The 26,581-nt window shown below is 73.5% G+C and carries 18 protein-coding genes and 5 pseudogenes; 9 read left to right on the forward strand and 14 right to left on the reverse strand.

What is annotated here, in order from left to right; translation table 11 throughout:
• Positions 1–61: 61 nt before the first annotated feature.
• Positions 62–1,351 (forward strand): amidohydrolase, encoded by a 1,290-nt coding sequence (locus tag AB0J12_RS33705; protein WP_363268437.1) that lies wholly within the window; start codon positions 62–64, stop codon positions 1,349–1,351.
• On the opposite strand, the gene AB0J12_RS33710 is transcribed toward AB0J12_RS33705, so the two are convergent.
• Positions 1,281–1,922: a class I SAM-dependent methyltransferase gene (locus AB0J12_RS33710; protein WP_363268438.1), complete on the reverse strand. Its 642-nt coding sequence runs from the start codon at positions 1,920–1,922 to the stop codon at positions 1,281–1,283. The two genes, AB0J12_RS33705 and AB0J12_RS33710, sit on opposite strands and share 71 nt — an antisense overlap.
• Before the next feature lie 479 nt (positions 1,923–2,401).
• Between AB0J12_RS33710 and AB0J12_RS33715 the strand changes: the two genes are divergently transcribed.
• The gene (locus AB0J12_RS33715; protein WP_363268440.1) at positions 2,402–3,775 is read left to right on the forward strand and encodes an alpha-lytic protease prodomain-containing protein; all 1,374 of its coding nucleotides are present in this window, start codon (positions 2,402–2,404) and stop codon (positions 3,773–3,775) included.
• 79 nt (positions 3,776–3,854) lie between these two features.
• On the opposite strand, the gene AB0J12_RS33720 is transcribed toward AB0J12_RS33715, so the two are convergent.
• On the reverse strand, positions 3,855–4,007 hold the full coding sequence (locus AB0J12_RS33720; protein WP_363268441.1) for a hypothetical protein: 153 nt from the start codon (positions 4,005–4,007) through the stop codon (positions 3,855–3,857).
• On the opposite strand from AB0J12_RS33720, the gene AB0J12_RS33725 reads away from it, so the two are divergent.
• The gene (locus tag AB0J12_RS33725; protein WP_363268442.1) at positions 4,006–4,272 is read left to right on the forward strand and encodes a hypothetical protein; all 267 of its coding nucleotides are present in this window, start codon (positions 4,006–4,008) and stop codon (positions 4,270–4,272) included. The genes AB0J12_RS33720 and AB0J12_RS33725 overlap by 2 nt on opposite strands.
• Positions 4,273–4,433: 161 nt before the next feature.
• Positions 4,434–4,607 carry a hypothetical protein gene (locus AB0J12_RS33730; RefSeq protein WP_363268443.1) on the forward strand — a complete coding sequence of 58 codons (174 nt, stop codon included), beginning with the start codon at positions 4,434–4,436 and terminating at the stop codon, positions 4,605–4,607.
• Between the two features lie 7 nt (positions 4,608–4,614).
• Here the strand turns inward: AB0J12_RS33730 and AB0J12_RS33735 are convergent, their stop codons facing one another.
• Together AB0J12_RS33735 and AB0J12_RS33740 are read right to left on the reverse strand one after the other, a co-directional pair.
• Complete coding sequence (locus tag AB0J12_RS33735) at positions 4,615–5,970, reverse strand: diacylglycerol kinase family protein (RefSeq protein WP_363268444.1); 1,356 nt, start codon at positions 5,968–5,970, stop codon at positions 4,615–4,617.
• A 64-nt stretch (positions 5,971–6,034) separates the two neighbouring features.
• Positions 6,035–7,330, reverse strand: coding sequence for a phytase (locus tag AB0J12_RS33740; protein WP_363268446.1), 1,296 nt, complete (start codon positions 7,328–7,330; stop codon positions 6,035–6,037).
• Between the two features lie 192 nt (positions 7,331–7,522).
• Here AB0J12_RS33740 and AB0J12_RS33745 point away from each other — a divergent pair, with 192 nt between their 5' ends.
• Positions 7,523–7,936, forward strand: coding sequence for an SRPBCC family protein (locus tag AB0J12_RS33745; protein WP_363268448.1), 414 nt, complete (start codon positions 7,523–7,525; stop codon positions 7,934–7,936).
• A 286-nt stretch (positions 7,937–8,222) separates the two neighbouring features.
• On the opposite strand, the pseudogene AB0J12_RS33750 reads toward AB0J12_RS33745, so the two are convergent.
• The 8 genes and pseudogenes from AB0J12_RS33750 to AB0J12_RS33785 all read right to left on the reverse strand — a co-directional run.
• A pseudogene (locus AB0J12_RS33750) lies at positions 8,223–8,273 on the reverse strand (hypothetical protein); the annotation flags it as partial.
• Between the two features lie 12 nt (positions 8,274–8,285).
• Positions 8,286–8,429, reverse strand: a pseudogene (locus AB0J12_RS33755) (LacI family transcriptional regulator); the annotation flags it as partial.
• A 186-nt stretch (positions 8,430–8,615) separates the two neighbouring features.
• Positions 8,616–8,768: pseudogene (locus AB0J12_RS33760) on the reverse strand (LacI family DNA-binding transcriptional regulator); the annotation flags it as partial.
• Positions 8,769–9,009: 241 nt separating this feature from the next.
• Complete coding sequence (locus AB0J12_RS33765; RefSeq protein ID WP_363268449.1) at positions 9,010–11,277, reverse strand: catalase; 2,268 nt, start codon at positions 11,275–11,277, stop codon at positions 9,010–9,012.
• A gap of 467 nt (positions 11,278–11,744) precedes the next feature.
• Positions 11,745–12,203, reverse strand: a pseudogene (locus AB0J12_RS33770) (SRPBCC family protein); the annotation flags it as partial.
• An 80-nt stretch (positions 12,204–12,283) separates the two neighbouring features.
• On the reverse strand, positions 12,284–13,036 hold the full coding sequence (locus AB0J12_RS33775; RefSeq protein WP_363268450.1) for a DedA family protein: 753 nt from the start codon (positions 13,034–13,036) through the stop codon (positions 12,284–12,286).
• A 149-nt stretch (positions 13,037–13,185) separates the two neighbouring features.
• A pseudogene (locus AB0J12_RS33780) lies at positions 13,186–14,756 on the reverse strand (APC family permease).
• A gap of 212 nt (positions 14,757–14,968) precedes the next feature.
• On the reverse strand, positions 14,969–15,913 hold the full coding sequence (locus tag AB0J12_RS33785) for a MerR family transcriptional regulator (RefSeq protein ID WP_363268480.1): 945 nt from the start codon (positions 15,911–15,913) through the stop codon (positions 14,969–14,971).
• Between the two features lie 61 nt (positions 15,914–15,974).
• Here AB0J12_RS33785 and AB0J12_RS33790 point away from each other — a divergent pair, with 61 nt between their 5' ends.
• Positions 15,975–17,501 carry an alpha/beta fold hydrolase gene (locus AB0J12_RS33790; protein WP_363268451.1) on the forward strand — a complete coding sequence of 509 codons (1,527 nt, stop codon included), beginning with the start codon at positions 15,975–15,977 and terminating at the stop codon, positions 17,499–17,501.
• Between the two features lie 96 nt (positions 17,502–17,597).
• On the opposite strand, the gene AB0J12_RS33795 is transcribed toward AB0J12_RS33790, so the two are convergent.
• The gene (locus AB0J12_RS33795; RefSeq protein ID WP_363268452.1) at positions 17,598–18,464 is read right to left on the reverse strand and encodes an SGNH/GDSL hydrolase family protein; all 867 of its coding nucleotides are present in this window, start codon (positions 18,462–18,464) and stop codon (positions 17,598–17,600) included.
• Positions 18,465–18,787: 323 nt separating this feature from the next.
• Positions 18,788–19,972: a PP2C family protein-serine/threonine phosphatase gene (locus tag AB0J12_RS33800; protein WP_363268453.1), complete on the reverse strand. Its 1,185-nt coding sequence runs from the start codon at positions 19,970–19,972 to the stop codon at positions 18,788–18,790.
• 211 nt (positions 19,973–20,183) lie between these two features.
• Here AB0J12_RS33800 and AB0J12_RS33805 point away from each other — a divergent pair, with 211 nt between their 5' ends.
• From AB0J12_RS33805 to AB0J12_RS33815, 3 genes are all read left to right on the forward strand, one after another.
• Positions 20,184–21,944 (forward strand): MOSC and FAD-binding oxidoreductase domain-containing protein, encoded by a 1,761-nt coding sequence (locus AB0J12_RS33805; RefSeq protein WP_363268454.1) that lies wholly within the window; start codon positions 20,184–20,186, stop codon positions 21,942–21,944.
• A gap of 118 nt (positions 21,945–22,062) precedes the next feature.
• Positions 22,063–23,496, forward strand: coding sequence for a PLP-dependent aminotransferase family protein (locus AB0J12_RS33810; RefSeq protein WP_363268455.1), 1,434 nt, complete (start codon positions 22,063–22,065; stop codon positions 23,494–23,496).
• Between the two features lie 439 nt (positions 23,497–23,935).
• Positions 23,936–26,548: a SpoIIE family protein phosphatase gene (locus AB0J12_RS33815; protein ID WP_363268481.1), complete on the forward strand. Its 2,613-nt coding sequence runs from the start codon at positions 23,936–23,938 to the stop codon at positions 26,546–26,548.
• The last annotated feature ends 33 nt before the right edge of the window (positions 26,549–26,581 follow it).

A 26,581-nucleotide genomic window follows, 5' to 3' on the forward strand; every position in this document is an offset into this window, starting at 1 on the left:
TGTCAGGGCCGCGGACCCTGGAACCCGTCCCGCCACGACCACCGGGCCCCCGAAAGGAGGTGTGACTGTGACACCGGACGGCGTCCACGACACCCTGCGCGCCGACGTTGCCGGCCGGGCCGACGCCCTGTGGGACGTCGCCCTGCGCCTGCACGCCGAGCCCGAGTACGCGTTCGCCGAACACCGGGCCGCCGAACTGCTCACCGGCGAGCTCGAGCGCGCCGGGCTGACCGTGCGGCGGGAGGTGGCGGGCATGCCGACCGCGTTCACCGCCTGCTCCGGCCACGGCAGGCCCACGGTGGCCCTGCTCCTGGAGTACGACGCCCTGCCCGGCCTCGGCCACGCATGCGGCCACAACCTGATCGCCGCGGCGGGCCTGGGCGCCGCGCTCGCCCTGCACACGGTGCTCGGCGGCGCGCACGGCAGCGTGCTCGCCGTGGGCACCCCGGCCGAGGAGGGCGGCGGGGGCAAGGCCCTGGAGGTGGAGGCCGGCGTGTTCGACGAGGTCGACGCCGCGCTGATGTTCCATCCGGGGGTGTATGACTGGGTGCGCGCCCCACTGACGGCGCAGGTGCAGTACCGGGTCGGCTTCCATGGGCGCGCGGCCCATCCCACGGGCAACCCGACCGAGGGGATCGACGCGCTGGCCGCGCTGATCGAGCTGTTCAACGTGGTGCACGCGCTCGGGCGGCGTCTGCCGCCGGCCTCGCATGTGCAGGGCATCGTCACGCACGGCGGCACCGCCACCAACATCGTCCCCGAGTACGCCGAGGGACGGTTCGGGCTGCGCGCGGCCACCACCGCCGAACTGGACGCGCTGATCGGCCAGTTGCGCGAGTGCGCCGAGGGGGTCGCGCGGGCCACGGGCACCAGGGCGGAGGTGGAGCGGGCCACGGTCCGCTACGCCCACTTCCAGGACAGCGAGGTCCTCTCCGAGCGGTTCGCCGCCCATGCCTCGCGGGCCGGCATCAGGCTGACGCCGCCCGTCCCCGGCGTCCAGCTGGGCTCATCGGACATCGGCAACGTCAGCACCCGGGTCCCCGCCATCCACCCCTTCGTCGCGATCATGGACGCGGACGGCTCCGACCACACCCCCGAGTTCGCCCGGGCGGCCGCCTCGCCCCGGGCCCGCGCGGTGCTGACCGCCGCCGCGCAGGCCCTCGCGTGCACGTCGGCGGACGTCCTGCTCGACGCCGACCTGCGGGCGTCCGCGTGGGCACGGCACCAGGAGGGCGACGACAGTCGGCCGCCGGCGCGGCGGCCGTACGACCAGACGGGTGTCAGCCCTCCGCCTTCGAGCAGTACAGGAACAGATGCGGCTCCGGCGTGGCCGAGGCGTGCGCCGGGGTGAACTCCCGGGCGTGGCGCGCCAGGACGGTCAGGCCCGCCGAGCGGGCGAGCGCGGCGAAGTCCTCAGCGCCGAAGCTGGTCGCCCGCACCGGCTGCCCCATGAAGTCGATCGGCAGGTTCTCCACGTCCGCGGGGACCGTGGCGAGCACCATGGTGCCGCCGGGGCGCAGGGCCCGCGCCAGCCTGCCGACGACGCCCGTCTGCTCCTGCCGTGACATCTGCAGCAGCGCGAAGTACACGCACACCGCGTCGAACGAGGCGTCCTCCAGCGGCAGTTCGCGGATGTCGGCGTGGCGGAAACGCGCGCCGGGGACCTGGCGGGAGGCGAGGGACACCATGACGGGGGAGACGTCGACGCCCAGCACGTCGTGGCCCGCTCCGGCCAGCGCGGCCGCGGTGGGCCGGCCGGTGCCGCTGCCCACGTCCAGCACGCGGCTGCCCGGCGCCAGACGCCCGAGCAGCCAGTCGAGGGACGCAAGATGGGCCGGGGAGGCGGCGAACGCCTTCTCGTAGTCCGCGCCCAGCGCGTCGAACACCACCGCCGCCGGTGGCCGTTCCTCGGTGTCGCTCACGGTGCCTCCTGCGTGTGCTGCCGGATCTGCCGGGTGCGCACCGGATGTGCCCACCCCTGCCGGACCCTACGCGTGGCCACCCGGCGACCACAGACCTTCGCCCTCCGCCCGGCTCAGGGTGCCGCGCCGAACGCGGTGCTCACCATCGACCTGATCCACGGCACCGGCGCCCAGACAGAGGACAGCCGGCTGCGCTCCCTGGACACCGCGCCGCGCCGGCCTGGCGGCCCGAGGAGCTCCGGCTCTGCCCGCTTCCCCTGCGGGCGGCGCGCATTCGAACGCATTCCGGCGCGGCCCAGGCGACACGGGCCGGTGCCCCGCGGTAGGCCCCTGCGCCCTACTGCACTTGACCCACTTGCGTCCCCCATCGCGGGAACCGGCTGCGCCGGGGCCATGAGACGCGGACATCGCGGCAAAGCCTGGCTCCACGACGTCCGACGTCTCATCCCCCTCGTCCGAGCCCCAAGGAGGCCCTTCGTATGGTCGGCAGACACACCGCGCGCACCGGCCGCGCCGCCCTGGTGGCGGCCGGTGCCCTTGCCCTGGCGGCGGTCCACCCCGCCGCGGGCGCCACCCCGCCGCCCGCCCCCGGTCCCGTCCCGTCCGCGGCGCAGACGCTCGGAGCGGACCGGCCCTCGGCGGCGATGCTGCAGGCACTCCAGCGCGACCTGAAACTGACCTCCGCTCAGGCCACGACGCGACTGGTGAACGAGGCCGAGGCCGGTACCCGGGCGGGCCGGCTGCGCAACGCCCTCGGCGCGCACTTCGCCGGTGCCTGGGTCAAGGGCACGACCGCGGCCCAGCTGACGGTCGCCACCACGCGTTCCTCCGACGCCTCCGCCATCCGCGCCCAGGGCGCCAAGGCCGTCGTCGTCACGACATCGCTGAGCGACCTGCGGGCGGTCAAGGACAAGCTGGACGAGGCCGCCCTGCGGGCGAAGGCCGTGGCCACGCCGGTGCGGTACGTCGACGTGCGCACCAATCGCGTCGTCGTCCAGGCCACGACCCGTCAGGCCGGCAACGCCCTGGTCAAGGCCGCGGGAGTGCCCGCCGAGCGGGTGAGCGTGCGGGTGTCGAAGGAACGGCCCCGCCCGCTGGCGGACATCGTCGGCGGCGACGCCTACCTCATCAACAACGAATTCCGCTGCTCCATCGGCATCTCCGTCACCAAGGGCGAGCAGAACGGCTTCGCCTCGGCGGGCCACTGCGGCAAGCCCGGTGACAAGACCACCGACCCCAACGGGACCGAGCAGGGCACCTTCCAGGCCTCCACCTTCCCTGGCAAGGACATGTCCTGGGTGGGGGTCACCAGCGGCTGGACCGTCACCCCCACGGTGCGCGGTGAAGGCGGAGCGACGGTGAACGTCGCCGGTTCCGTCGAGGCGCTGGTGGGGGCCTCCGTGTGCCGTTCCGGCTCGACGACCGGCTGGCACTGCGGCACGATCCAGGAGCAGAACGCCACCGTCACCTACGAGGAGGGCACCGTCAACGGCCTGACCCGGACCACGGTGTGCGCCGAACCCGGCGACTCCGGCGGCCCCTACATGGCCGGCGCGCAGGCGCAGGGCACGACCTCCGGCGGCTCGGGCGACTGCACGAGCGGCGGCACCACGTTCTTCCAGCCGATCAACCCGACGCTGAACGACTTCGGGCTGACCCTGGTGACCGCCACGGCCCAGAACAACGCGCCCCTGCCGCAGGACACGGCGGCGGACGCGTGGGCCACGGGCCGGGTGTACGAGACCGGCGCGACGGTGACGTTCGGCAACGTGCGCTACCAGTGCCTGCAGTCCCACCAGGCGCAGGGTGCCTGGGCGCCGGAGAGCACCCCGGCGCTGTGGCAGCGCGTGTGAGCGACGCCTGATTGGTGCGGCACCCCGGCTTCGGCCGGGGTGCGGCACCGTCGCCAGGCTCGCGTCCGGTCGCGGAGGCTCAGATCTCGTCGTCGGCCAGCAGTGCGTACGCCGTCGCCACGAACGGGTCGCCGGAGGGGAACCGGGCCTTTTCGTGGGTGACCGTGACGTGCGGCCGGGGCAGGGCGGCCGTAGGCGCCGTTGTCAGTGGCGGATGCGAGGCTGTGACCATGGACGAGACGGAGTTCATGAAAGGCCGCGTGTACGGAGCCGACCACGAGGACGCCTCGCCCCGCCCGGGCCGCGTCTACGCCGAACTGGTGGGCGGCCCGCTGGACGGGCTGCTGCTGGACGTCACCGACGGGCCGCCTCGCCCGGCGGCCGGGAGCGTGGCCCTGCCCACAGAGATAGGCCGCCACGGCCCCGGGGGCCGCGCGCTGTACGCACCCCGCGCCTTGGACCCGAGCCGCTTCGACTGGCAGGGCGACATCCCCTGACCCGGCTCACCGACCGGCAGACCGCTACTGTCCGTGTCCTCAGGGGCGGTGTTGAGCCGACTTTCCAGTACCGCCAGTAACATGATCACCTTGTCTCCGGGTGCACCGTACAGTCAATTCCGGCGCTGTCTGAAGCACGCGCCCTCATCCGGAGATTTGTCATGCCCTCTGAGAATGCGGCCCTCGAAGAAGCCCGCGCGACCTACCAGCAGCACATGCAGACGTGCCGTCAGTGCCACGCCGACCGAGCCGCCTGCGCCGTCGCGAAACACCTGATGCGGATCTACAACAACGCCCGTCGGCAGCACAACGGCCCTGCGACGCCCGAGCAGTGACGCCGCGTCAGTCGCGCGCCCGCCGCGGCACGGCCGTCCGGCCCACCGACGCGGCGAGCTTGCGCACCCGCCGCCAGTTCATCCGGGGCGGCGGCTCGGGCACCCCGGGGCGCTGCCGGGGCACCCGCACCCGCAGCGCGCGGCGGGCGATGCGGCAGTGCACCGGGGCGGTCAGCAGATGCGCCTCCCCGTCGATGCCGACCTCGATCACCGGCTGGTCCGCGTCCACGACCACCTCGCGCGCCGCAGCGATCGTGAGCCCGGCCGACTGCGGGTCCAGCAGCAGCGCTGCCGCCTCCACCGCGCTGTCGACCCGGACGCCCAGCACGCCGAGCGTCCCCGTGTCCAGCCGGTCCCGCCGGCCGAGTCCGAGCGGATCGCCCGTGCGGTAGGGGTTGTTGCTCACCAGCACCGCGTGCGGATCGTGCAGCACCGAGGCCTCGGCCGGAGCCCCTCGCAGGCGGGCCGTGAGCCGCGGACCGTCCTGGCGGGTCAGCAGATCCGGCAGCATCTCCAGCGCGGTGCCCACCTTGTCGCCCCGGTACGCCGGGTTCTGGATGACCGAGGCGTAGGCACCGAACGAGGCGTTGTTCACGAACGGGTGCCCGGCCGCGAAGCCCAGGTCCACACGCAACTCCACGCCGTCGACCAGGGCGTCCAGACCGGCGGCCGGGTCCTCCCGGTCCAGCCCGAGATCCATGGCGAAGTGGTTGCGGGTGCCCGCGCTGATCACCAGGAACGGCAGTCCGTGCTCTGCGGCCACCGCCGCCACCAGCGCCTGCGTGCCGTCGCCGCCGGCCGCGCCCAGCAGGTCCGCGCCGCGCCGGACGGCCGCCTGCGCCAGCGCGGTGACGTCCTGCTCCTCGGCCGGGTCCAGCAGGACCACCTCGGCGCCGAGGGCCTCCGCCTTCTCCTTCAGGCCGAAGCGCCCCACCTTGCCGTCCCCGGAACGCGGGTTCATGATCAGGAACGGCCGTCGTGGCGGCGAGACGGCACGTTCGCGCATCCGGGGGGCGTGCTCGCCGGTGCTGCGCAGGGCATACCGGCCGCACCACACGGCCACGCCCCACAGCGCCGGGGAGACGACGAGCGCCCACAGGAACGTCACCGCGAACAGCGCGACGATCGCCGCGGGCGTGACCACGGCCAGCACCGCCGCCGCCACCCGGGCCGGCCCCCGCCGGGACAGCGCCCACCACAGGGCAGCCGCGGTCACCCCGAGCCCGGCCGTGCCGGCCAGCATGAGCAGCAGCCCCGTGACACCGCCGACGAGGACGGGCAGAGTGACGGCGGCCACGGCCGCCGCCAGGGACGCCCTCGCGGCCCACCGCTGTGCCCAGGGGGCATGTCCGCCGAAGTCCACGCCGCCCGCCTCCTCCCACGCCCGCGCTCATCGTAGGCGCCGCGGCGCACGGGGCCCACGCGGGTCAGCCGTCCAGGGCGTCCAGCACGTCGCCGAGGTCGACGAACTTGAAGTTCGTCGCCGCCCGGTCGCCGTCGCCGGGGGCGTCGTGGCCGTCCTGCACGACCAGCAGGCCGTGCGGGAAGCGACGGCCGAGCGGCTGGTTCAGCGCCGCCGCCCCGTCGCACTCCTCGGAGCCGTCAGGTCCGGCCGAGGCGGGCGCGACGCGGAAGCCGCCCTCGTACTCGTTGTCCTCGGCCACCTCGCGGTCGTAGGCGGCGAAGGTGTTGTCGCCCTGGCTGGAGGCCAGCAGATATCCGTCGCCGTCCGCCTCGGAGAGGAGAGTGAGCCCCTCGACGTCGGCCGTCAGCCGGTCGCCGCCGTAGCCGGGGTCGCGACCCGGGACGCACTCCTCGGCGGCCTCGTCATAGGTGGCGGGCACGCCGTACTCGCGGACCTTGTCGATCAGGACCGGTGCGCCGGTCAGGTCGGCGCGCAGCCGCCAGATACCGACGTCCTCCTGCCCGGCGTACAGCGTGCCGTTCGCCGGGTCCACGACCATGCCCTCGACCTGCGGCAGCTCGCCCGGCTCGGCGCACGGGGACCACGACGTGCCGTCCGGCAGCCGGAAGGCCGACGGCAGGTTCAGGGTGCGCACGGTCCGGTATCCGACGCGTCCGGTCGCCGTCGGGGTCAGCTCCAGCAGGGCGAGCGTGGTGCGCTCGCGCCGGCTGACCAGGGCGTAGGAACGGCCCGAGGACGCATCGGTCCAGGTGGCCAGGCCGTAGGCGGTGCGCTGCTCGTTGATCTCGGCCTGGTCGGCGGAGAACACCGGCGGGGCCGCCGGGTCGGTGACGTCGGTGAGGGGGCCGTTCGGCGCGGCGGGGTCGATGCGGTAGACGCGCAACCGGTCGTTGCCGCGGTCGGTGGTCACCGCGAAGTCGCCCCTCGTGCCGGCGAGCCGCATGCCGTGCACCAGATCGACGTTGTTGAAACGGCCGGGTGCGTCGCCCGCGTGCGCCGGGGCCGGCGCCGGGACGGACTGCACGACCCGCGCGCTCAGGTCGTACACCCGCAGTCCGCCCTGCTTGGCGGTGGCGACGACCAGGCTGCGGTCGGGGTCGGCGGCGTTGCGCCAGATGGCGGGGTCGTCGGCGTCGGCCTTCCCGCCGGCCGCGTCGTCGTACAGGGCGGGTGTCTCCAGCCGGGGAAGGACGGCCGGCAGGCCCGCGTCGTCGGCCGCGGCCGGTATGGCGGTCGCGAGCGCCAGGGCGGCCGCGACGACGCACGCGCCGGCGGCGCCCGATCGGATGCTCTTCACGCACACTCCTTGGTCGGGGGAGGGCAAAACGATGTTGATCTTGCGGAGGCCGCCGGTCGCGGCGGCGGCCGAGCGCCGACGTCGCGGTGACCGGGACGCAAACTTCGCGTGCCGTGCGCGGGACGGCTTGGATCACGTCAGGAGGGGCACGCGGTACGAGGCGTAGCTACCGACCCGAGGAACGGTGCAGCGATGAGCGAGTACGAGCGTTCGCGCACGATGCCGGCGCAGCCCGAGCACGTCTTCGACCAGGCCGCTCAGGTGGACCAGCTGGACGCCTGGCTGCCGCAGGCCCTGCATGTGCGGGCCGAGGACCTGCCGGCCGTCACCGTGCACGAGGACCGCGGCGACCACGACACGGCCGCCGTCCTCAAGCCCCGGCCCGAGCAGATGCGCCTGGAGTGGGGCACCCGCGACCAGGGCGGTTACGCCGGCTGGCTCCAGGTCGCCGGGATGGGCAGCGGGGCCAGCGAGGTGACCGTGCACCTGTCGTTCTTCGACGAGGACCACGACCCCGGCGAGCAGCGGGTGCAGGAGGCCCTGGACGCCAGCCTGCAGCGGCTGGAGCAGCAGGTCAGGCTGCGCGAGGACAGCGCGGCCGGCTGACGTCACCGACCGGAAGCAGCCCAGCGGCGCGGGGCCGGTCCGCTCGGCCCCGCGCCGCCTTGCCGCCGTGCTGCTGTGCTGTCGTGCCGCAGGACGCTATGGCGTGACGCAGCCGATCGAGCCGACGGGGACGTTGTTGCCGGTGGACGCCGCCGTGAAGCCGAAGGCGGCCGAGGAGCCGGGCCCGATCACCCGGTCGTAGTCGGCGTTGGCCCACCTTGATCCGGCCGTCCGCCGACGAGGACAGGACGCCGTTCCACACGCTCGACACCCGCGTCCCGGCGCCCTGCTGCCAGGCGACGGCCCAGCCGTTCAGCGGGGTGGTGTCGTGGTTCATCGCCTCGACGGCGGACAGGGCGTCGCCGATGGCCCGCACGGTCTCGTTGAAGAACGGATCCCCGAATTGCCGTCAGTCCCGCTCGGTCATGGCCAGGGCGACGGCGTCCGCGCGCCGTCCGGCCAGGGAGCGCGCGGCGAGATTGAGCACCCCTAGGCCCTCTCGTTTGGATCATCCCGGCGTCGCGGGGTCTGGCACGCACTCCCCCGAGCTCTTCGAGCAGGGGGGACCCCACCGCGTTGGCGCCCTCCTCCGCCTTGCAGCTGCACGCACCAGACCCCGCTCGGTTCGGCCGAAAGGCGCCGCATCTCACGGCCGGCCTGATCCAAACGACAGGGCCTAGCCGAGTTCGGCGATGGCCCGCTCCACGGCCCGTCGCGTCGAGTCCCGCACTCCGGCCGCGTTGTTGATGACGCGTGACACGGTGCCGCGTCCCACGCCCGCGCGTGCGGCCACCTCTTCCAGCGTCGGCGTGTCGGGGCTCCGTCTGGCCATGACCACCTCCCCCAAGAGATCACCGATAGTACGGCCCCGCACCGGCCGCCGGCCGGGTTCGCCGAGCCGTGCGCCGTGCACGCACGAGGGCCGTGCACGCACGAGGGCCGTGCACGCACGAGGGCCGTGCACGCACGAGGGCCGTGCACGCACGAGGGCCGTGCACGCACGAGGGCCGTGCGCAGCGCGGACGCTGTAACACGGCCCTCGATCGGTACGCCAGGAGGCTCCTCGGTACGGCTCACACCTCGCCGGTGAACCGTTCCCACACGCGGTGGGCGCCCAGCAGGCGGGTGACCTCGCTCAGCGCCGCCGTGGCGCTGTCGGCGCGGATCACGCCGGGGGCGTCCGCGGGCACACCGGCCGCCTGCAGCACCCCTTCCGCGCCGTCCCACACGGCGATGGCCTTGCCGTGCCGGAAGGCCTCCGACAGCAGCAGCGCCACCCTCGGGTCGCAGGAGCCCTGCGGTACGGTCGCGGGAGCGCCCTTGGCGTCCCGGGCGCCGTAGGCGTCGTCGCCCACTCCGGGCGCTCCGGCCACCAGGACCGCGTCGAACTCCACGGAGCGGGCGGTGGCGTAGCTGCGCTGCACCGTCACCGCGCCGTCGCCGTCGCCGAGGATGCCGCCCGTCGGGGCGACGACCAGCGGGACCATGCCGCCCTCCAGCACCGCCTCGCGCACGGCGCGCACCCCGGCCAGGTCGCCGTCGCGCCCGGTGACGATGCCGACGATGCGGCCGTCCGTCGGCCAGGTCTGCCCGATCTGGGACAGCGCCGGACTCGGCTCGACGTCGGCGAGCGGCACGGTCGGCTTGGGATCGGGCAGCCCGAGACCGGCGGCGACACCCGCGCACAGCTCGGGGTCGATGTTGGCCAGCACCTGCAACGCCCGTTCCTTTACGGCCTGTTCGTAGCACTTGCCGAGTTCGAAGGTGTACGCGCCGATGATGTGCTCACGCTCCACCGGGCTCATGCTCAGCCAGAACCGGCGCGCCTGGCTGAAGTGGTCGTCGAACGACTGCGGCGCCTGGCGCACCTTCGTCGCCTCCGGCACCCGCACGGGCGTCTCGACGTAGGCGCCCATGTCCGCGCCGGCGGCGAACGGGCAGCCGCCGTCGACGGAGTTGGGCCGGTAGGGCGCCGCCCCGCGGTGCACGGCGGTCTGGTGCATGCCGTCGCGCAGCATGTCGTTGACCGGCGCGTGCGGACGGTTGATCGGCACCTGCGGGAAGTTGGGGCCGCCCAGCCGGGTGATCTGCGTGTCCAGGTAGGAGAACAGGCGCCCGGAGAGCAGCGGGTCGTCGGTGATGTCGATGCCCGGCACGAGATGACCCGGGTGGAAGGCGACCTGCTCGGTCTCGGCGAAGAAGTTCGACGGATTGCGGTTGAGGGTGAGCAGCCCGATCGGCTGCACCGGGGCCAGCTCCTCAGGCACCAGGTTCGTCGGGTCGAGCAGGTCGATGCCCTCGAAGGTCTGCTCGGGGGTGTCCGGGAAGGTCTGGATGCCCAGCTCCCACTCCGGGTAGGCGCCGGCCTCGATCGCGTCGGCCAGGTCGCGCCGGTGGAAGTCCGGGTCGACGCCGTTGGCGATCTGCGCCTCCTCCCAGACCAGGGAGTGCACGCCCAGCTTCGGCTTCCAGTGGAACTTCACCAGGGTGGTCTTCCCGTCGGCGTTCACCAGCCGGAAGGTGTGGACGCCGAAGCCCTCCATCGTCCGGTACGAACGCGGGATTCCCCGGTCCGACATGTTCCACAGGGTGTGGTGGGTGGCCTCGGTGTGCAGGGTGACGAAGTCCCAGAAGGTGTCGTGGGCGCTCTGCGCCTGCGGGATCTCCCGGTCCGGGTGCGGCTTGGCGGCGTGGACGACGTCCGGGAACTTGATCGCGTCCTGGATGAAGAAGACGGGGATGTTGTTGCCGACCAGGTCGAAGACGCCCTCGCTGGTGTAGAACTTCGTCGCGAAACCCCGGGTGTCGCGCACGGTGTCCGACGAACCGCGTGAGCCCAGGACGGTGGAGAAGCGCACGAACACCGGCGTCTCGGCGTCCTTGGCGAGGAAGGCGGCCTTGGTCACCGGCGCGGCGGTGCCGTAGCCGCGGAAGATGCCGTGCGCCGCGGCGCCCCGGGCGTGCACCACCCGCTCCGGGATGCGCTCGTGGTCGAAATGCATCACCTTCTCGCGCAGATGATGGTCCTGCAGCAGCACCGGCCCGCGCGGCCCGGCCTTCAGCGAGTGGTCCGTGTCGTACAGCCGGGCGCCCTGCGCGGTGGTGAGATAGGCCCCCTGCTGGGCCATCGCCGCCTGGTCGGCGCCGGTGGGAACGCCGGTGGGGGAGTACGTGTCGGGGCCGGTCTGGTCCGGCTTCGGGGGCAGCGGCTCGCGCGCCTCGGTGGGCTCCTCGACGGCCGGCGGTTCGGGTCCGGGGCGGCCGGGGATGCCGTCGGAGGGTCCGGTGTCACCGCCGAGGACCTTCTCGGCCGCCTTCTTCAACGGGTTGCTTTCGCTCATGTGTGATCCCTTGTCTCCGGCCGGGCCGCCGCGTGGCACGGCCGGGCTGCCCTACGGGTGGATGACCGTCCGCCGCGCCGCCCGCACACCGCGGGCGCGACCCCGGGCGTGCGGCGCCGCACCGCGCACCGCCGTCGGCGCGGCGCCGGTCCGCGCCGATCCGGCCGGGCGCACGGCGCGGACGGTCCGGCGGCGGAGCCGGACTCCGCCGCCGGACCGGGGCGATGCTTGATCGGCGCGGCAACGTCACGACGCCCCCTCGGGGGGGCGCAAGCACTGCCAACGTCCCACGGCACGGGGCGCCGCGCACCGGGCGCGCGGCGGCCGGGTGAACCGGCGTACGTCCCGTGCGCCGATGGTCAGAGAGGAGTGCCGCCAGGCGTGCCGCCGGTGCCGGGCATGCCGCCCGTACCGCCGGGAATGCCGCCCGTAGGCATCCCGCCCGTGCCGCCGGGCATGCCGCCGGTGTCGCCCGGCGCGATGCGCCCGCGCCACGACCCGGACTCGGCGCCGCGCTCCTCGATGTACTGCTTGAAGCGCTTCATGTCGCCCTTGACGCGGCGGTCGATCGTGCCCACCAGGTCCGCCACCTTCTCGACCGCGCTGCTGGGCTCGACCTCCATCACCAGCTCCACGCGCGTGTGCGTGTCGTCCACACGCTGGAAGCGGACACTGCCCTTCTGGTCGGTGTCGCCGCTGGTCGTGCGCCAGGTGATGCGCTCATCAGGGAGCTGGTCGACGATCTCGGTGTCGAACTCGCGCGTGACGCCGCCGATCTTCGTGGTCCAGTGGTTGTGGCGGTCGTCCAGCTGCCTGACCTCCTCGACGCCCTCCATGAAGCGCGGAAACTCCTCGAACTGCGTCCACTGGTTGTACGCGGTGTGGACCGGGACGTCGACCTCGACGGTTTCCTTGACCGTGCTCATCTTCGTTCCTCCGTGTTCATGGCGTGACGGATCGGTACGACGCGCGGGTACCCGACCGGCCGGGATCTCCACCTACGACCTCAGTCGTCTTCCTGGACCGGGGATTCGGAGGCCGGGAACTCGGCCTCGGGGGACCGCGCCGGTGAGTCCTCGGCCGGCGCCTTCCGGACCGCGGAGGTGTCCCGGACATGTCGCGGAGCACGCGTGTGTGCCCGCGCGCGCCGGGCCCGCATCGCCTCCCACAGCAGGGGCAGCAGGGACACCACGACGATCGCGGCGACCATCGGGATCAGATAGGCCTCGACGTGCTCCACCGACGTGCCCAGCAGATAGCCGGCGAGTACCAGGGACTGGGTCCACAGCAAGCCGCCGACCGTCTGCCACAGCGTGAAGGTCCGCACCGGGACGTCGAGCGCGCCGGCCATCGGGTGCAGCACGGTCCGCAGCATCGGCACGAAACGGCCGAGCACCAGCGCCTTGCCGTAGCCGTAGCGGGCGAGGAACCGTTCCGCCCGGCCGGCGCCTTCCCGCAGCCGCTTGCTCGAGGGGCGTGCGAGCAGCGCTTTTCCGCCGTGCCGCCCCAGCAGGTAGCCGACCTGCCCGCCGGCCACGGCCCCCACCGCCCCGCACAGCAGCACCTGCCACAGCTCGAGCCGCGCCCCGTGCCCCGAACTGTCCGCGCACAGCACACCGGCCGGGAAGAGCAGGGTGTCCCCGGGCAGGAAGAAGCCGAAGACCAGCAGCCCCGACTCCGCGAAGGTCACCACCAGGACGCCGAGCGCGCCGAAGGCGGCCAGCACCGAGGCGCTGTCCGTCGGGTTGACGGCGATCACGGCGTTCGCCTCCCGGCTGTCGGTCCGATCCTCCTCGGGCGACCGCACCGGCCGCCCCCACCAGCATCGCGTGAACCGGGCCGACAGGCATGGGCGGCGACCCGGCGCGGAGGCCGGTCGCCGCCCAGGGGCAGGCGCGGGAGCGGGGCCTACGGCTCGTCGACGACCAGGGCCGGACTGCCGGCCGTGAGGACCTCGCCGCGGAAGAACGCGGGGCTGCGGCGGCGCATCACCAGCATGATCACCACGCCGAGCACCAGCAGACCGACGCCGATCACGAAGACGGAGCCCACGCCGAGGACGGAGGAGCCGCTGCCGTAAGCCGGATTCCACATGTCGTACAGCGTCTTGCCGAAGACGGCGGTCAGCAGGACGCCGCCCAGCACCGGGAAGAGGCCCTTGAAGACGGCGTCGCGCACCGAGCGGATCAGGTCGCCGCGGAAGTACCAGGCGCAGGCGAAGGCGGTCAGCGCGTAATAGAAGCAGATCATCAGGCCGAGCGCGTAGATCGTGTCGACCAAGACGTGTTCGCTGATCAGCGTCATGGCGGTGTAGAAGACGGCCGTCGCGGCACCGGCGACGACGGTGGCCCGCCCGGGGGTGCGGAACCGCTCGTGCACACGCGCGTACGACGCCGGCAGGGCCTCGTACGTGGCCATGGCGAGGACCGTGCGGGCGACCGGGATGAACGTCGTCTGGAGGCTGGCGGCGGCCGAGGCCAGGACGGCGACGAACAGCAGGATGCCGAGGGCGTCGCCCATGACCGGTCCGGCCAGCGCGGCGAAGACGTTGTCGGAGGTGTCCGGATTGGCCAGGCCAGGCCGGACGCGCCGGAGCCGACCGCCATCTGGGCGGCCACCGCGGTGGTCAGGTAGGAGCCGACCAGTACCACCATCGCGATCAGCGCGGCCCGGCCGGGGGTCTTGTCGCTGCCGATGGTCTCCTCGTTCGCCGTCAGGCAGGTATCCCAGCCCCAGTACATGAAGATCGACAGGGACAGTCCGGCGCTGAACGACGCGAAGGACTTGACCTCGAAGGGGTTCAGCCAGGACCAGGAGAAGGAGGGGTGGCCGGCGAAGGAGCCGGAACGGGCCGCGTGCAGGGCCAGGGCGACGAAAAGGGCGAGCACCACGAGCTGGATGCCCACCAGCGCGTACTGCACGCCCTTCGTCGTCGTCATGCCGCGGTAGCCGATCGCGGTCGCGGCGCCGATCAGCGCCAGACAGGTGACGATGTGCACGGCCTTCTCGCGGTCCAGACCGGCCACCGCGTCGTTGCCGGAGAGCCGGCCGGCCAGCAGCCAGAAGTACGACGTGGCGACCCCCGCCAGGTTGGACAGCACGATCACGGTCGCGATCACCAGGCCCCACCCGCACATCCAGCCGACGTGCGGCCCGAACGCCTTCACCGTCCAGGTGAAGGAGGTGCCGCAGTCCGGGACGGCCTTGTTCAGCTCCCGGTAGGCGAAGGCCACCAGCAGCATCGGCAGGAACCCGGCGAGGAACACGGCGGGCATGTGCACGCCTACCTCACCCGCGGTGGAGCCGAGGGTGGAGGTGAGGCAGTAGACGGGGGCGACGGTGGAGACGCCGATCACCGCGCTGCCCAGCAGACCGACGGAGTTGCCGCCCAGTCCCTTGCCCCGCACGCCGTCGCCGAGGGCCGTGCCGTCACCCGGTGGACGAGTCCCGGCCTGAGGCCGTGTCGCCGTGTCAGTCATGAACGATGACGTTAAGTCATGCAATTTCCGTACATACCGCTCTCGTTGAAGCGGCAAGTGTTCTCATATTTATAGGTCATGAAGTGGGGACACCGTTAATTACGCGGGTGAAACCTCGCGCAGACCTCAAAATAAAGGGGGCTAGCACTCGCGTGGCGGTGCGGGAACCGTGCACCCGCCAGGAATGTCCGGTTCCATTTCTTCCATGTGATCTACGCCGCTCCGGCGTTGTCCGCGTCCAGTGCCGCCCGCAGCCAGCCGTCCGCAGCTCCCGGAGTCGGCTCCGGCCGGCCGCCCGGGGGCGAGATCACCACGGCCGTCAGCTCCCAGTAACGGTCCAGGCGCGGCTCGGATCCGAGCAGACCGGCCAGCCGCCGACGGAAGTCCCGGGTGTCCCGTGTGCCGTAGGCGCTCGCGTACGCCGCCACATAGGCGTCCAGCGCCTCACCGGGCCGTGGCGTCCGCTCTCGGCGCAGCTGCGGACCGGCCAGCTCGTACGCCTCGGCGAGCCCCGCGTACAGCACCGCCGCCCCGCCGGGACCGGCCACCCGGTGCACCTGTGGCCGGGGCTGTGCGCCGGCCGGGCAGGGGCTGCTGGTCATCGCGTGCAACCGGGCGAAGGCGAGCACCTGCTCCGGAGCCGGCTCGGCGGGCGGTTGCGGGACCGCCAGCTCCAGGAACGCGGCCGTCGCCCGGGCCGGCATCCGCGCCGGCAGCCAGCCGCGCCAGAATCTGGCCAGCGAGTCCGTGTTCGGCGGGCCTGCCACCGCACCGAGCAGCCGCAGCCGGTCGGCCCGCTCCCCGGGTGCGCACTCCTGCACCAGCCGCAGCGCCGCTTCCCGCCAGCGCAGCGCCCGCAGCTCGGAGCCGAGATCGCGCAGCCGCCCGGCGACGGCGTCCTCCAGCGCCGGGCCGGCCGCGTCCTCGTCGTCGAGGATCCGGCGCACCTCGGGCAGCGGCAGATCCAGGGCGCGCAGGGAGCGGATGAGCCGCAGCCTCTCCAGCGCCTCGGGGCCGTACCGGCGGTGCCCGCCGCCGCTGCGACGGGCCTGCGGCAGCAGACCCTGGTCGGAGTAGAAGCGCACGGTCTTCACGGTGACGGCCGCACGCTCGGCGAGCTCACCGATGCTCCACGGGCCCTCATGCGATGCGGACAGTTGAACCTCCCCCAAGAGGAGTTCCTACGGTACCGGTCGTCACACGGGCAAGGAGATGATCATGACGGTGTTCCTCATGGTGGCGGGCGCGTTCACCGGCGCCCACGTATGGCAGGGGACGGCCGCGCGGCTGGCCGAGGCGGGCGCCGAGGCGCGCGCGGTGCCCCTCACCGGACTCGACGCGGACCGCCCGGCGGCGGGGAACCGCGTCGATCTGGAGGCACACATCGCGGACGTGCTCGCGGCGATCGACGCGGTGGACCCGGTGGGCGGACGGAAGATCGTGCTCGTCGGCCACGACTACGGCATCCATCCGGTGCTCGGCGCCGCCGACCGGCGCCCGGAGCGCATCGACCGCATCGTCCACCTGGACGCCGGGATGCCGCAGAACGGCGTCCCGGCCCTGGCCGCCGTCCCTGACCAGGAGCTGCGCGCCCGTCTGGCCGAAGGGGCTCAGAACGGCGACACGGGCGGTGAGTTGGCGCCCCCTGCGAACCGTGAGCAGTGGCAGCGCTGGGGGAGTACCGCCGGTGTCCCCGACGCGGCGCTGGACCGGCTGACCGCGCTGGCCGCCCCGCAGCCGCTCGCCACACTGCTCCAGCCGCTGCGGCTGACGGGCGCGGTGGCCGCCGTGCCCACCAGCGGCATCCTGTGCACCGGCAACGGCGTCAGCGTCGACATGGTGCAACGGCTCGTCGACTTCGGCGACCCGGCCCTTCAGGCCCTCGCCGATCCCCGGGTGTCGTTCTTCGAACTGCCCACCGGTCACTGGCCGATGCTGTCGAGCCCCGCCGAACTGTCCGAGGCCCTGCTGGGCGCGGCGGCCGGCGAGGGCCGCCGCCTGCGACCGGCCGGCACCGGCGAACTGCCCTCCCATCTGCGCCCGTTCCCGCTTCAGGTGCCCGAACTGCCCCGGGAGACGCAGGGAAACGTCGACCTGTACGTCCCCGACGCCGACGGCCCGCGCCCGGCCGTGGTGTTCGTGCACGGTGGTCCGGTGCCCGCCGGATCGCGGCCCACCCCGCGCGAGTGGCCGACCATGGTCGGGCACGCCCGCCTGGCCGCCGCCGAGGGCATGGTGGGCGTGACCCTCGACCACCGGCTGCACGACGTGGGCGAGGAGCGCGCCGCCGCCGATGTCACCGCCGCGGTGGATGTCGTGCGGGCCGATCCCCGGGTGGACGCCGACCGGATCGCCCTGTGGTTCTTCTCCGGCGGCGGCCTGCTCACCGCACCCTGGCTGGCCGCGCCCCCCTCGTGGCTGCGCTGCCTGGCCGCTTCCTACCCGATCCTGGCGCCGCTGCCCAGCTGGGGCCTGACCGACGCCCGGTTCCAGCCGGTCCCCGCGGTCGCGCAGGCGGGCGCCCTGCCGCTCGTCCTCGTGCGCGCCGGGCTGGAGACACCGGAGATCGCGGCCACCGTCGAGGAGTTCGTGGCGGCGGCCAAGGACTGCGGGGCGGCCCTGGAACTGATCGACGTTCCCGGCGGCCACCACGGCTTCGAGACCCTCGACCCGCCGGAGGAGATCCGTCCGGCCCTGCGGCACGCGATGCGTGCGGTGGTGAGCCGCCTGACCGACAGGGCCTAGCTGCGGCCGGGTGTGCCGCACACGCCCCCGTCGAGGCGGCGATGCCGACCTGCGGATGATCGTCGCATCGCCGCCTCGCGGCGGCCGGGCGCCGGGTCAGCCGAGTCCGAGGTCGCTCATCGTGCGTTCGGCCATGCGCCGTTCGCCGAGCGCGTTGGGGTGGACCGGCACGATGTTCTGGCCGAACAGCAGCGGCTCGATCCACCGGGTCCCGGGGGCCTGGCAGGCGTCGTGGCCCTCGGACGCCTCGCTGAAGTCGACGTAGGCGGCCCCGGTCTCCTGGGCGGCGCGTGCCACGACGGCGTTGAGATGGGCCTGGATCGCGCGCAGGTAGGGCACATCGCCCGCGGCGACGGGGAGGGTGACGAAGCACGACGCCTCGAACGTCCGGGGGACGATCCACGGATACCCGAGGGCCGCCACGCGCGCGTGGGGGGCCTTCGCGCGCACGCCGGCCAGCGCGGCCTTGAGCGCCGGGTACGTGTTCGCCTCGATCTGGTCGTCGAAGGACGTGCCGTACTTGTCCTTGCAGGGGCTGCCCTTGCCACCGCTGAGGACCCCGGCCGCGCCACAGGACACGACGGCGTTGATGAAGGTGTTGTTGTCGTTGCCGCCGATCGTCAGCGTCACCAGGTCGGTGTCCGCGCCGACGGCGTCGAGCTGCGGGGCCGTGCCCGGGTACTGCGCCTGGGTGAAGTCCTTGGTCTGGGCGCCGCCGCAGGTCACGTCCGTCAGGCGGGCACCCGCCCGGTTCGCCAGGACGTGCGGGTAGTTGGCCGTGGACCGCAGGCACAAGAGGTTCGTGGGGTCGACGGGCAGGACCCCCGATCCGGCGCTGTAACTGTCGCCGAGGGCCACGTAGTCGAGCGGAGCCGTGGTCGCGTGGGCGGGAGCCCCGGTGAAGCTCAGGGCCACCGCTGCGGCTGTCGCGGTCATGACATGGCGCAGGGCATGCTTCGGCATGTGCTCTCTCTTTCTCGGAAGGCGCACGCGCGACCGCGGACACGGCCGTGCCCGTGCGGCGTGCAGGGGAGCGAGAAATGCGCGGCTCGAGCAGAAGGAAGGTGCCTACGGCCGTGTCGTGGGCGTGGGGGGCGCACGGCGACGGCCGGGGAGGACCGCCCCGCAGGGTTACTGAACGGTTCTACCGATAGGTAATGTGCAGCCGGTGAGACATCGAGTCAACAAGCCTGACGAAAGTTCTTGAAACGCTGACCACCGGCGCCCGCGCGGGGGTTCGCGAGCAAAGGTTCGCGAGCAAAGGGGGCCGGAAGGCTCGCGGACGGTTACGTCAGCGTCGGCGGCGGCTGCCATTCGAACATCAGGATGGTCGCGTCGTCCCGCAGGCGGCTGGCCTGTCCGTCGAGGATCGAGTGGATCAGACGCCGGAGCGTCTCCGCGGCCAGCTCCCCGGAGGCGGTGGCCCGGATGACGTAGTCGGCGAACCGCTGGAGTCCGAACAGCTCCCCGTCCGGAGTCCGCGCCTCCGTGACCCCGTCGGTGTAGAGGAGCACCCGGTCGCCGGGTTGCAGGGCGATCTCGTGTGTGTGCCGTTCCCGGGTGGACAACAGGCGTGCCAGCCCCAGCGGCGGGTCCGGCTCGCGTTCCAGGGCGTCGACGAGCAGCCGCTGGTCACGGATCAGCAGCGGCGCGGGATGGCCGCAGTTGCTCCAGCGGAGCACGCCGGTGGCCAGGTCCAGCTGGGCCACGACGGCGGTGCAGAACTGCTCCGGCAGCCAGGTCGCGAGCGCGCTGTCGACGCTGTTGACGAGCTCGGGCAGGTCGAGCCCGCAACGGCGGGCGTTGCGGCAGGCGGCCAGGGACACGGCGCTGGTCAGCCCGGAGGCGAGGTTGTGCCCCAGCGAGTCCAGCACCGTGGCGTGCAACGTCGTCTCGGTGAGCGCGTGGTCGAAGGCGTCGCCGCCGATCTCGTAGGCGGGTTCCAGGACGGCCGTGGACACGGCCCGGGAGTTGCCGATCGTGCGCGGCGGGAGGAAGGCGCGCAGCATCTCCGAGGGCAGCTGCATCCGGTCGGTGCGGGTGCGCCGTACGAAGGAATCCTGATACGCCCGCCGTGAGGTGATCATCATGGCCAGGAGCATGGCCAGCGCCCGGCCGCGGGTCAGGGAGGAGGCGGTGAGCGCGGGTGTGTGCACCGCCAGGACGCCCAGCCGTTCGGCGCCGTCCAGCAGCGGGAACCACGCGGTCATCGCACCCGTCTCCGACTCCTCCACACGCAGCGACTGGGTGCGGTAGGTCCAGCCGGCGAGCGAGCCTTCGATGGGCAGGATGGACGTCACATCGGTGAGCGGGATCAGGTGACGCTGCTGGAGATCGGCGAGATACGCCACCGAGTGCTGCAGCCCCAGGGCCTTCGTTACGCGGGCCGCGGCGGTGCCCAGGTCCAGAGTGGAGTTGGCCGGATCGGCCAGGAACTCCTCCAGCAGGTCTTCGCCGGTCTCTGGCGTCATCACCACCCGTGCTCCCCTCGTCGCGCCCGCGCTGGGCCGTCACCGCTCAGCAGTCTCACACCGCCCGTGGCGGGCCGCAGGACGGGAGGGGCCGTATGGAGGCGTCCAGCGCCGGCACCTTCGCCGGTGGCCTCGTTGTTCGACCTTGCCGTTTCATTTGTTGTTGGACAATCCCTTGTCTGCTGCAGAATTGTAATGTTACTTTCTCCCCATGATCCACATCTTCGGAGAGTTGCTCTCGGTCAACCTCGGGCAGGCCCAGCCGATGACCGTCCAGGGCGAGACGATCGTCACCGGCTTCGACAAGCGCCCCGCGCAGGGCGCCGTGCTCGTGGGGGCTGACGGGCCGGTCGCGGACGACCACGTCGACGACGCCGACGACCGGGACCGCGCCCTGCTGTGCTACCAGCTCCGTCACTACGACGACTGGCGCCGCGAGCTGGGCCGCGACCTGCCGCCCGGCACCTTCGGCGAGAACCTGACCGTCGACGGCCCCGCCGACGACGAGGTCGCCGTCGGTGACGAGCTGCGCATCGGCGAGGTGCTCCTGCGGGTCACGCAACCGCGCATCCCCTGCCGCAAGATGGCCGTCCGGCTCGGCGAGGAGGACTTCCCCGCCCGCTATCTGAGCAGCGGACGCGTGGGCTTCTTCTGCCGTGTGCTGGAGCCCGGCCTGATCCGGGCCGGCGACAAGATCGAGCGCGTGCGCCGGGGTGAGGGCGGCCTGTCCGTCGCGGAACTGGCCCGCGTCCTGCACCGGGAGCGGCCCGACGCCGAGGCCCTCGCCCGCGTCCTGGACTGCGCCGCGCTGCCGCCGCTCCTGCGCACCAAGGCGGAGCGGCTGCTGGCCCGGGCCCGCGGAACGCAGGAGGGATGGCCCGGTGAGCGGGCCCTCCTTGTCACCGGCCGCCGCCAGGAGGCCGCGGACGTCGTCTCCTTCGACCTGGCCGACCCGGACGGCGAGCGGTTGCCGGACTTCGCGGCGGGGCAGTTCCTGACCCTGTCGCTCGACGTGCCCGGTGCGGTGCGGCCCGTCGTGCGGACGTACACCGTGGCCGGCCGCACCGACGACGGCCTCGGCTACCGCATCGCCGTCAAGCGCGAGCCGGCGCCCGCCGACGCGCCGGGCGTCCCCGCGGGCGTCGCCTCCGGCCATCTGCACACGGACATCGCGGTCGGCGCGCGGCTGCGTGCGCGGGCGCCACGCGGCCGGTTCGTCGTCCAGCCGGGCCGGCGCCCCGTCGTGCTCGTCAGCGCGGGCATCGGCATCACCCCTGCGCTGGCGATGCTCACCGAACTCGCCGGCCAGGACGGCGCGTCGGCGCGCCCCGTCCACTTCGTCCACCAGGCCCGCTCCTCGCGCGAGCTCGCCTTCGGGCCGTACGCGCGCCACCTCGCCGGATCCCGGGACGGGCTCCACACCCACCTGCTGTTCAGCCGCCCCCTGCCCGGGGACACACCCGGACGGGACTTCGACGAGCAGGGCCGGCTCACCCCGGCCGCCCTGGAGCGGATCCTGCCCTCGCTCGACGCGGACTACTACGTCTGCGGGCCCGCCGGCTTCATGGCGGACGTCGTCGCCGGGCTGGCCGGCCTGGGCGTGCCCGCCGACCGTGTGCACCACGAGTTCTTCGGCGCGGCCCGGCCCCTCACCGGCGAGGAGCCGACCGAGGGACACACGGACGCCGGCCCCCCGGCCCGGGACGCCGACGGGCGGCCGGTCACCGTGACCTTCGCCCGCTCCGGGGTGACCGTGCCCTGGCGGGAGAACACCTTCAGCCTGCTCGCCCTCGCCGAACAGGCCGGTCTGCGCCCCGACGCCTCCTGCCGCACCGGGTTGTGCGGCACGTGCGTGACCGGTCTCGACGCCGGCGAGGTCGCCTATGTGATCGAACCGACGGCGCCCGTGGAACCGGGGCAGGTCCCCGTGTGCTGTGCTCGTCCCACCACCAGCGTCATGATCGACCTGTAATGCTGGGTCGAGAACCAGCGTTCGACGAGAACGACCCCGCAAGGGGTCCGACGAGAAACGGGCCTCGGCGGTACGACGGAATCGCCCCCTACGAGGGCCGACGAGAAAGAGGAGAGCGATGGCGGCCGATCCCCGCCTGTTCGCGCAGTTGCTGGCCGACGAGGGGACGAGTGGCCCGGTCTACCGGCGCATCGCGGAGGCGATCGCCACGGCGGTGACCACCGGCCGCCTCTCGGCGGGCGACCGCCTGCCCACCCATCGGGAACTGGCCCGAGCGCTCGGCGTCGCCGTCCCCACCGTCAGCCGCGCCTACCGCGAAGCCGAGGAGCAGGGCCTGGTCAGCAGCACCGTGGGCCGCGGCACCTTCGTCGCCGGAGCCTCCGGCATCCCGCACCTGCGCGACACCCCTGACCCCGGCGGCGCCGACGCGCCCGCCCGGCTCGACATGGCGGTCAACGCCCCCGCGCGCGGCCGGCACGAGGAGCTGCTGCGCCGCACCCTCACCACGCTCGCCGGCACCGCCGACCTCGGCGCGCTGCTCGGCTACGAGTCCGACATCGGCTCCCACGGCCACCGGCGCACCGCCTGCGGCTGGCTCGCCCGCAGTGGCCTGGACGTCCGCCCGGAGCAGGTGGCGATCTGCTCCGGCAGCCAGCACGCCCTGCTGGTGGCCTTCGGCGCCGCGCTGCGTGCCGGTGAGACCCTGCTGACCGAGGCGCTGACCTACCCCGGCGCCAAGACCGCCGCCCGGCTGCTGGGCGTCGGCATGTCCGCCGTCGCCATGGACGGCGAGGGCCTGATCCCCGAGGCGCTGGAAGAGGCCTGCGCGGCCGCTCCCTCCGCACGCGCCCTGTACTGCATGCCGACGGCCCACAACCCGACCGCCGCGACCCAGCCGCTCGGCCGCCGCGAGGCCATCGTCGACATCGCCCGCCGCCACGACCTGGTCATCATCGAGGACGACGTCTTCGGGCTGCTGTCCGACCACGCGGGCCTGCCCCCGCTGGCCGCCCTGGCCCCCGAACGCACCCTCTTCCTCACCAGCCTGTCCAAGACCCTCGCCCCGGGGCTGCGCTGCGGCTTCCTCGCCGGACCGCCCGAGCTGGCCGGCCGCCTCGGCGCGCTCATCCGCGCCACCGTCTTCAATCCGTCCCCGCTGGCCACCGCCGTCGCCCTGCGCTGGGTGGAGGACGGCACCGCGGAGCGCCTGCTCGACTGGCAGCGCCAGGAGATGCGACGCCGCCGCGAGGCCGCCGTACACCTGCTGGCGAAGGCGCCGGCGATCCGCCACGTGCGGGCCGACGCCCTGCACGCCTGGGTGGAGCTGCGCGAACCCTGGACCGCCTCCGAGGCGCTCGCCCTCGCCGACGGTCAGGGCATCTCGATCAGCCCCACCCTGTACTACAGCGCCACCGACCAGCCGCTGCCGCGCGCCTTCCGGCTGTGCCTGGGCAACGCCCCCGACGTCGGCACCCTCACCGGCGCCCTGCGCACCCTGACCGGCGCCCTGGCCCGCGGCCGCCCGACCTGGTCCGCCGACACCCCCGTATGAAACGGAAGTTGAGCTCGAAGGCTCGCGAGACGGAAGTTTTCCTGCACGGGGGCGGCCCGCGCTCCCTCGCCCCGAGCCGCCCCTGACGGCAGCCTGTCGCTGCGCGTGACCGTGCGGCCGTTGCCCCGCACGGCCCGTCACCGTTCGCCCGTCCCGCAGGTACGGTGCTACAAAGGGGAACATGGGCGGACGGTCGCGCTGGTCCCGCGCGAGGGCCGCGCCGCCGCCGAGCGGCGCACGGCGGCTGCGTGATGCGCCTGGGCCCCCGGAAGACCGGAAGAACCCGGGAGCCCCGAAAAACCGGGGCCGCCGGGCGGGCGCGGCAGGCCGCGGGGACCGCGACGGCGCGAAGGACCGCCGGCCGCCGGGCCACCGTCTGTCACCGTCGCTGAGCGTGCGCACCTTCGCCACCCAGGTCTTCCTGCTCCAGGCGCTGATCATGCTGGTGCTCGTCGCCGCGGCCGCCACCGCCCTGGTGGTGCAGGGCCGCTACGACGGCGAGCGCAACGCCAGGAACCGCTCCCTGGCCACCGCCGAGGCGTTCGCGCACGCCCCCGGCACCGCCCTCGCCCTGCGTTCGGCGAACCCCAACGCGCTGCTGCAGAGACCGGCGGAGCAGGCGCGCCACGGATCCGGCGTCGACTTCATCACCGTCCTCGACAAAAGCGGGGTGCGGATCACCGACACCGACCCCTCACTGATCGGCACCCGGGCGCAGGGTGTGGAACGGGCGGCGGCGGGCGAGGCGTTCACCGAGACCTTCCACGGCGAGCCCTCGGACGCCGTGCGCGCGGTGGTCCCGGTGACCGACGCCAGCCGCCGGGTGGTCGGCATTGTCAGCGCCGGCATCCAGGTCGAGACCCTCGGCCACTTGCTCAACCACCAGGTACCGGTGATGCTGGGCTCGTCGGCGGTGGCGCTGGCGCTCGCGACCGGCGGCACGGCCCTGGTCGGCCGGCGACTGCGCCGGCAGACCCACGGCCTGGGCCCCGCCGAGATGACCCGCATGTACGAGCACCACGACGCCGTCCTGCACGCCGTGCGCGAAGGCGTGCTGATCGTCGGCGCCGACGGACGGGTGCTGCTCGCCAACGACGAGGCGCGCCGGCTGCTGGACCTCCCTGCGGACGCCGACCAGCGGCAGGTCACCGACCTCGGGCTCGGCCCCGGCCCCACCCGCATCCTCGCCTCCGGAGAGGTCGTCTCCGACCAGGTCGTCCCCGCCGGGGACCGGCTGCTCGCGGTCAACACCCGGCTGACCGAGCCCTACGGCGGCGTCCAGGGCCTCGTGGCCACGTTCCGCGACACCACCGAACTGCGCGCCCTCTCCGGCCAGGCCGAGGTGGCGCGCGGCCGGCTGACCCTGCTGTACGAGGCGGGGGTGCGCATCGGCACGACGCTGGACATGCGGCGCACGGCGGAGGAGCTCGCCGAGGTCGCCGTCCCGCGCATGGCGGACTTCGTCACCGTCGAGCTGCTGGACTCCGTGCTGCGCGGCGACGAGCCCACCGGCGCCGTGAAGCAGATGCGGCGCACCGCGCTCAGCGAGTCGCAGACCGGGCATCCGCTGCAGGCGGTCGGCGATCTGATCCGGTTCGTGGTGGCCGACACCCCCATGGTCGCCGCCCTGCGCGGCGGCAGGGCCGTCCTCGTGCCGGACCTGCACACCGCGCAGGACTGGCGGGCCCACGACCCGGCGGGGGCGCAGCGGGCCCTGGACTACGGCATCCACTCGCTCATCACGGTGCCGCTGCGGGCCCGCGGCGTCGTCCTCGGCATGGTCAACTTCTGGCGCGGCGAGGGCTCGGCGGCCTTCGAGGAGGAGGACGTCGCGGTCGCCGAGGAGCTGGTGGCCCGGGCGGCGGTGGCCATCGACAACGCCCGCCGCTACTCGCGCGAGCACGCCATGGCCGTCACCCTCCAGCGCAGCCTGCTGCCCCGGGACCTGCCGGAGCAGGACGCGCTGGAGGTCGCCTGGCGGTACCTGCCGGCGCAGTCCGGCGTGGGCGGCGACTGGTTCGACGTCATCCCGCTGCCCGGCTTCCGGGTGGCCCTGGTCGTCGGCGACATCGTCGGACACGGGCTGCACGCCGCGGTCACCATGGGCCGGCTGCGCACCGCCGTGCTGAACTTCTCCTCGCTGGACCTGGCCCCGGACGAGCTGCTCGGCCACCTCGACGAGATGGTGGCGCGGCTGGACACACAGGCGGAGACCGCGGACAGCGTCCCCGCCCCCCTGACCGGCGCCACCTGCCTGTACGCCATCTACGACCCGGTCGGCGGCCGCTGCACCCTCTCCCGCGCCGGGCACCTGGCCCCGGCGGTGGTGGACCCGCAGGGCCGGGTGACGTTCCCCGACGTCCCGGTGTCGCCGCCGCTCGGCGTCGGCGGGTTCCCGTTCGAGTCCGGGGAACTGGAGCTGCCCGAGGGGAGCCGGCTGGTGCTGTTCACGGACGGGCTGATCGAGGACCGGGGACGCGACATCGACGAGGGCCTGGTGATGCTGCGCACGGCCGTGGCCGGCCCGGGTGGCACACCGGAGGAGACCTGCCGGGCGCTGATGGACACGATGCTGCCCGCGCACCCCACCGACGACGTGGCGCTGCTCGTCGCCCGGACCCGGCTGCTCGACCCGGCCAAGGTGGCGACCTGGGACGTTCCGTTCGATGTGACGGAGGTGTCGCGCGTCCGGTCGGAGGTCGGCCGCCGGCTGCAGGAGTGGGGGCTGGAGGAGGAGTCGTTCACCACGGAGCTGATCCTCAGCGAGCTGCTCACGAACGCCATCCGCTACGGCGCGCCGCCCGTGCGGGTGCGGCTGATGCTGGGCCGCACCCTGGTGGGCGAGGTGTCGGACGGCAGCAACACCTCACCGCGGCTGCGCCGGGCCGCCACCACCGACGAGGGTGGCCGGGGCCTGTTCCTCGTCTCCCAGTTCGCCGAGCGGTGGGGCACCCGGTACGCGGCGCACGGCAAGGTGATCTGGGCCGAGCAGAACCTGGGCGGCACGGCCCTGCCGGACGCGACGCTGCTGCTCGACGAGATGGCGTGGTGAGGCGACGGCCGCCGATCGACGAGACGGCGTGGC

The organism is Streptomyces sp. NPDC049915 (assembly GCF_040656475.1).
In the GTDB taxonomy this organism is placed as follows: Bacteria; Actinomycetota; Actinomycetes; order Streptomycetales; family Streptomycetaceae; genus Streptomyces.

Bases quoted from the DNA above. Each gene is read 5' to 3' on its own strand.
- AB0J12_RS33715 (WP_363268440.1), top strand. From the start codon at position 2,402: ATGGTCGGCAGACACACCGCGCGCACCGGCCGCGCCGCCCTGGTGGCG.
- AB0J12_RS33725 (WP_363268442.1), top strand. From the start codon at position 4,006: ATGGACGAGACGGAGTTCATGAAAGGCCGCGTGTACGGAGCCGACCAC.
- AB0J12_RS33720 (WP_363268441.1), bottom strand. From the start codon at position 4,007: ATGGTCACAGCCTCGCATCCGCCACTGACAACGGCGCCTACGGCCGCC.
- AB0J12_RS33730 (WP_363268443.1), top strand. From the start codon at position 4,434: ATGCCCTCTGAGAATGCGGCCCTCGAAGAAGCCCGCGCGACCTACCAG.
- AB0J12_RS33745 (WP_363268448.1), top strand. From the start codon at position 7,523: ATGAGCGAGTACGAGCGTTCGCGCACGATGCCGGCGCAGCCCGAGCAC.
- AB0J12_RS33765 (WP_363268449.1), bottom strand. From the start codon at position 11,277: ATGAGCGAAAGCAACCCGTTGAAGAAGGCGGCCGAGAAGGTCCTCGGC.
- AB0J12_RS33790 (WP_363268451.1), top strand. From the start codon at position 15,975: ATGACGGTGTTCCTCATGGTGGCGGGCGCGTTCACCGGCGCCCACGTA.
- AB0J12_RS33795 (WP_363268452.1), bottom strand. From the start codon at position 18,464: ATGCCGAAGCATGCCCTGCGCCATGTCATGACCGCGACAGCCGCAGCG.
- AB0J12_RS33800 (WP_363268453.1), bottom strand. From the start codon at position 19,972: ATGACGCCAGAGACCGGCGAAGACCTGCTGGAGGAGTTCCTGGCCGAT.
- AB0J12_RS33805 (WP_363268454.1), top strand. From the start codon at position 20,184: ATGATCCACATCTTCGGAGAGTTGCTCTCGGTCAACCTCGGGCAGGCC.
- AB0J12_RS33810 (WP_363268455.1), top strand. From the start codon at position 22,063: ATGGCGGCCGATCCCCGCCTGTTCGCGCAGTTGCTGGCCGACGAGGGG.
- AB0J12_RS33815 (WP_363268481.1), top strand. From the start codon at position 23,936: ATGCTGGTGCTCGTCGCCGCGGCCGCCACCGCCCTGGTGGTGCAGGGC.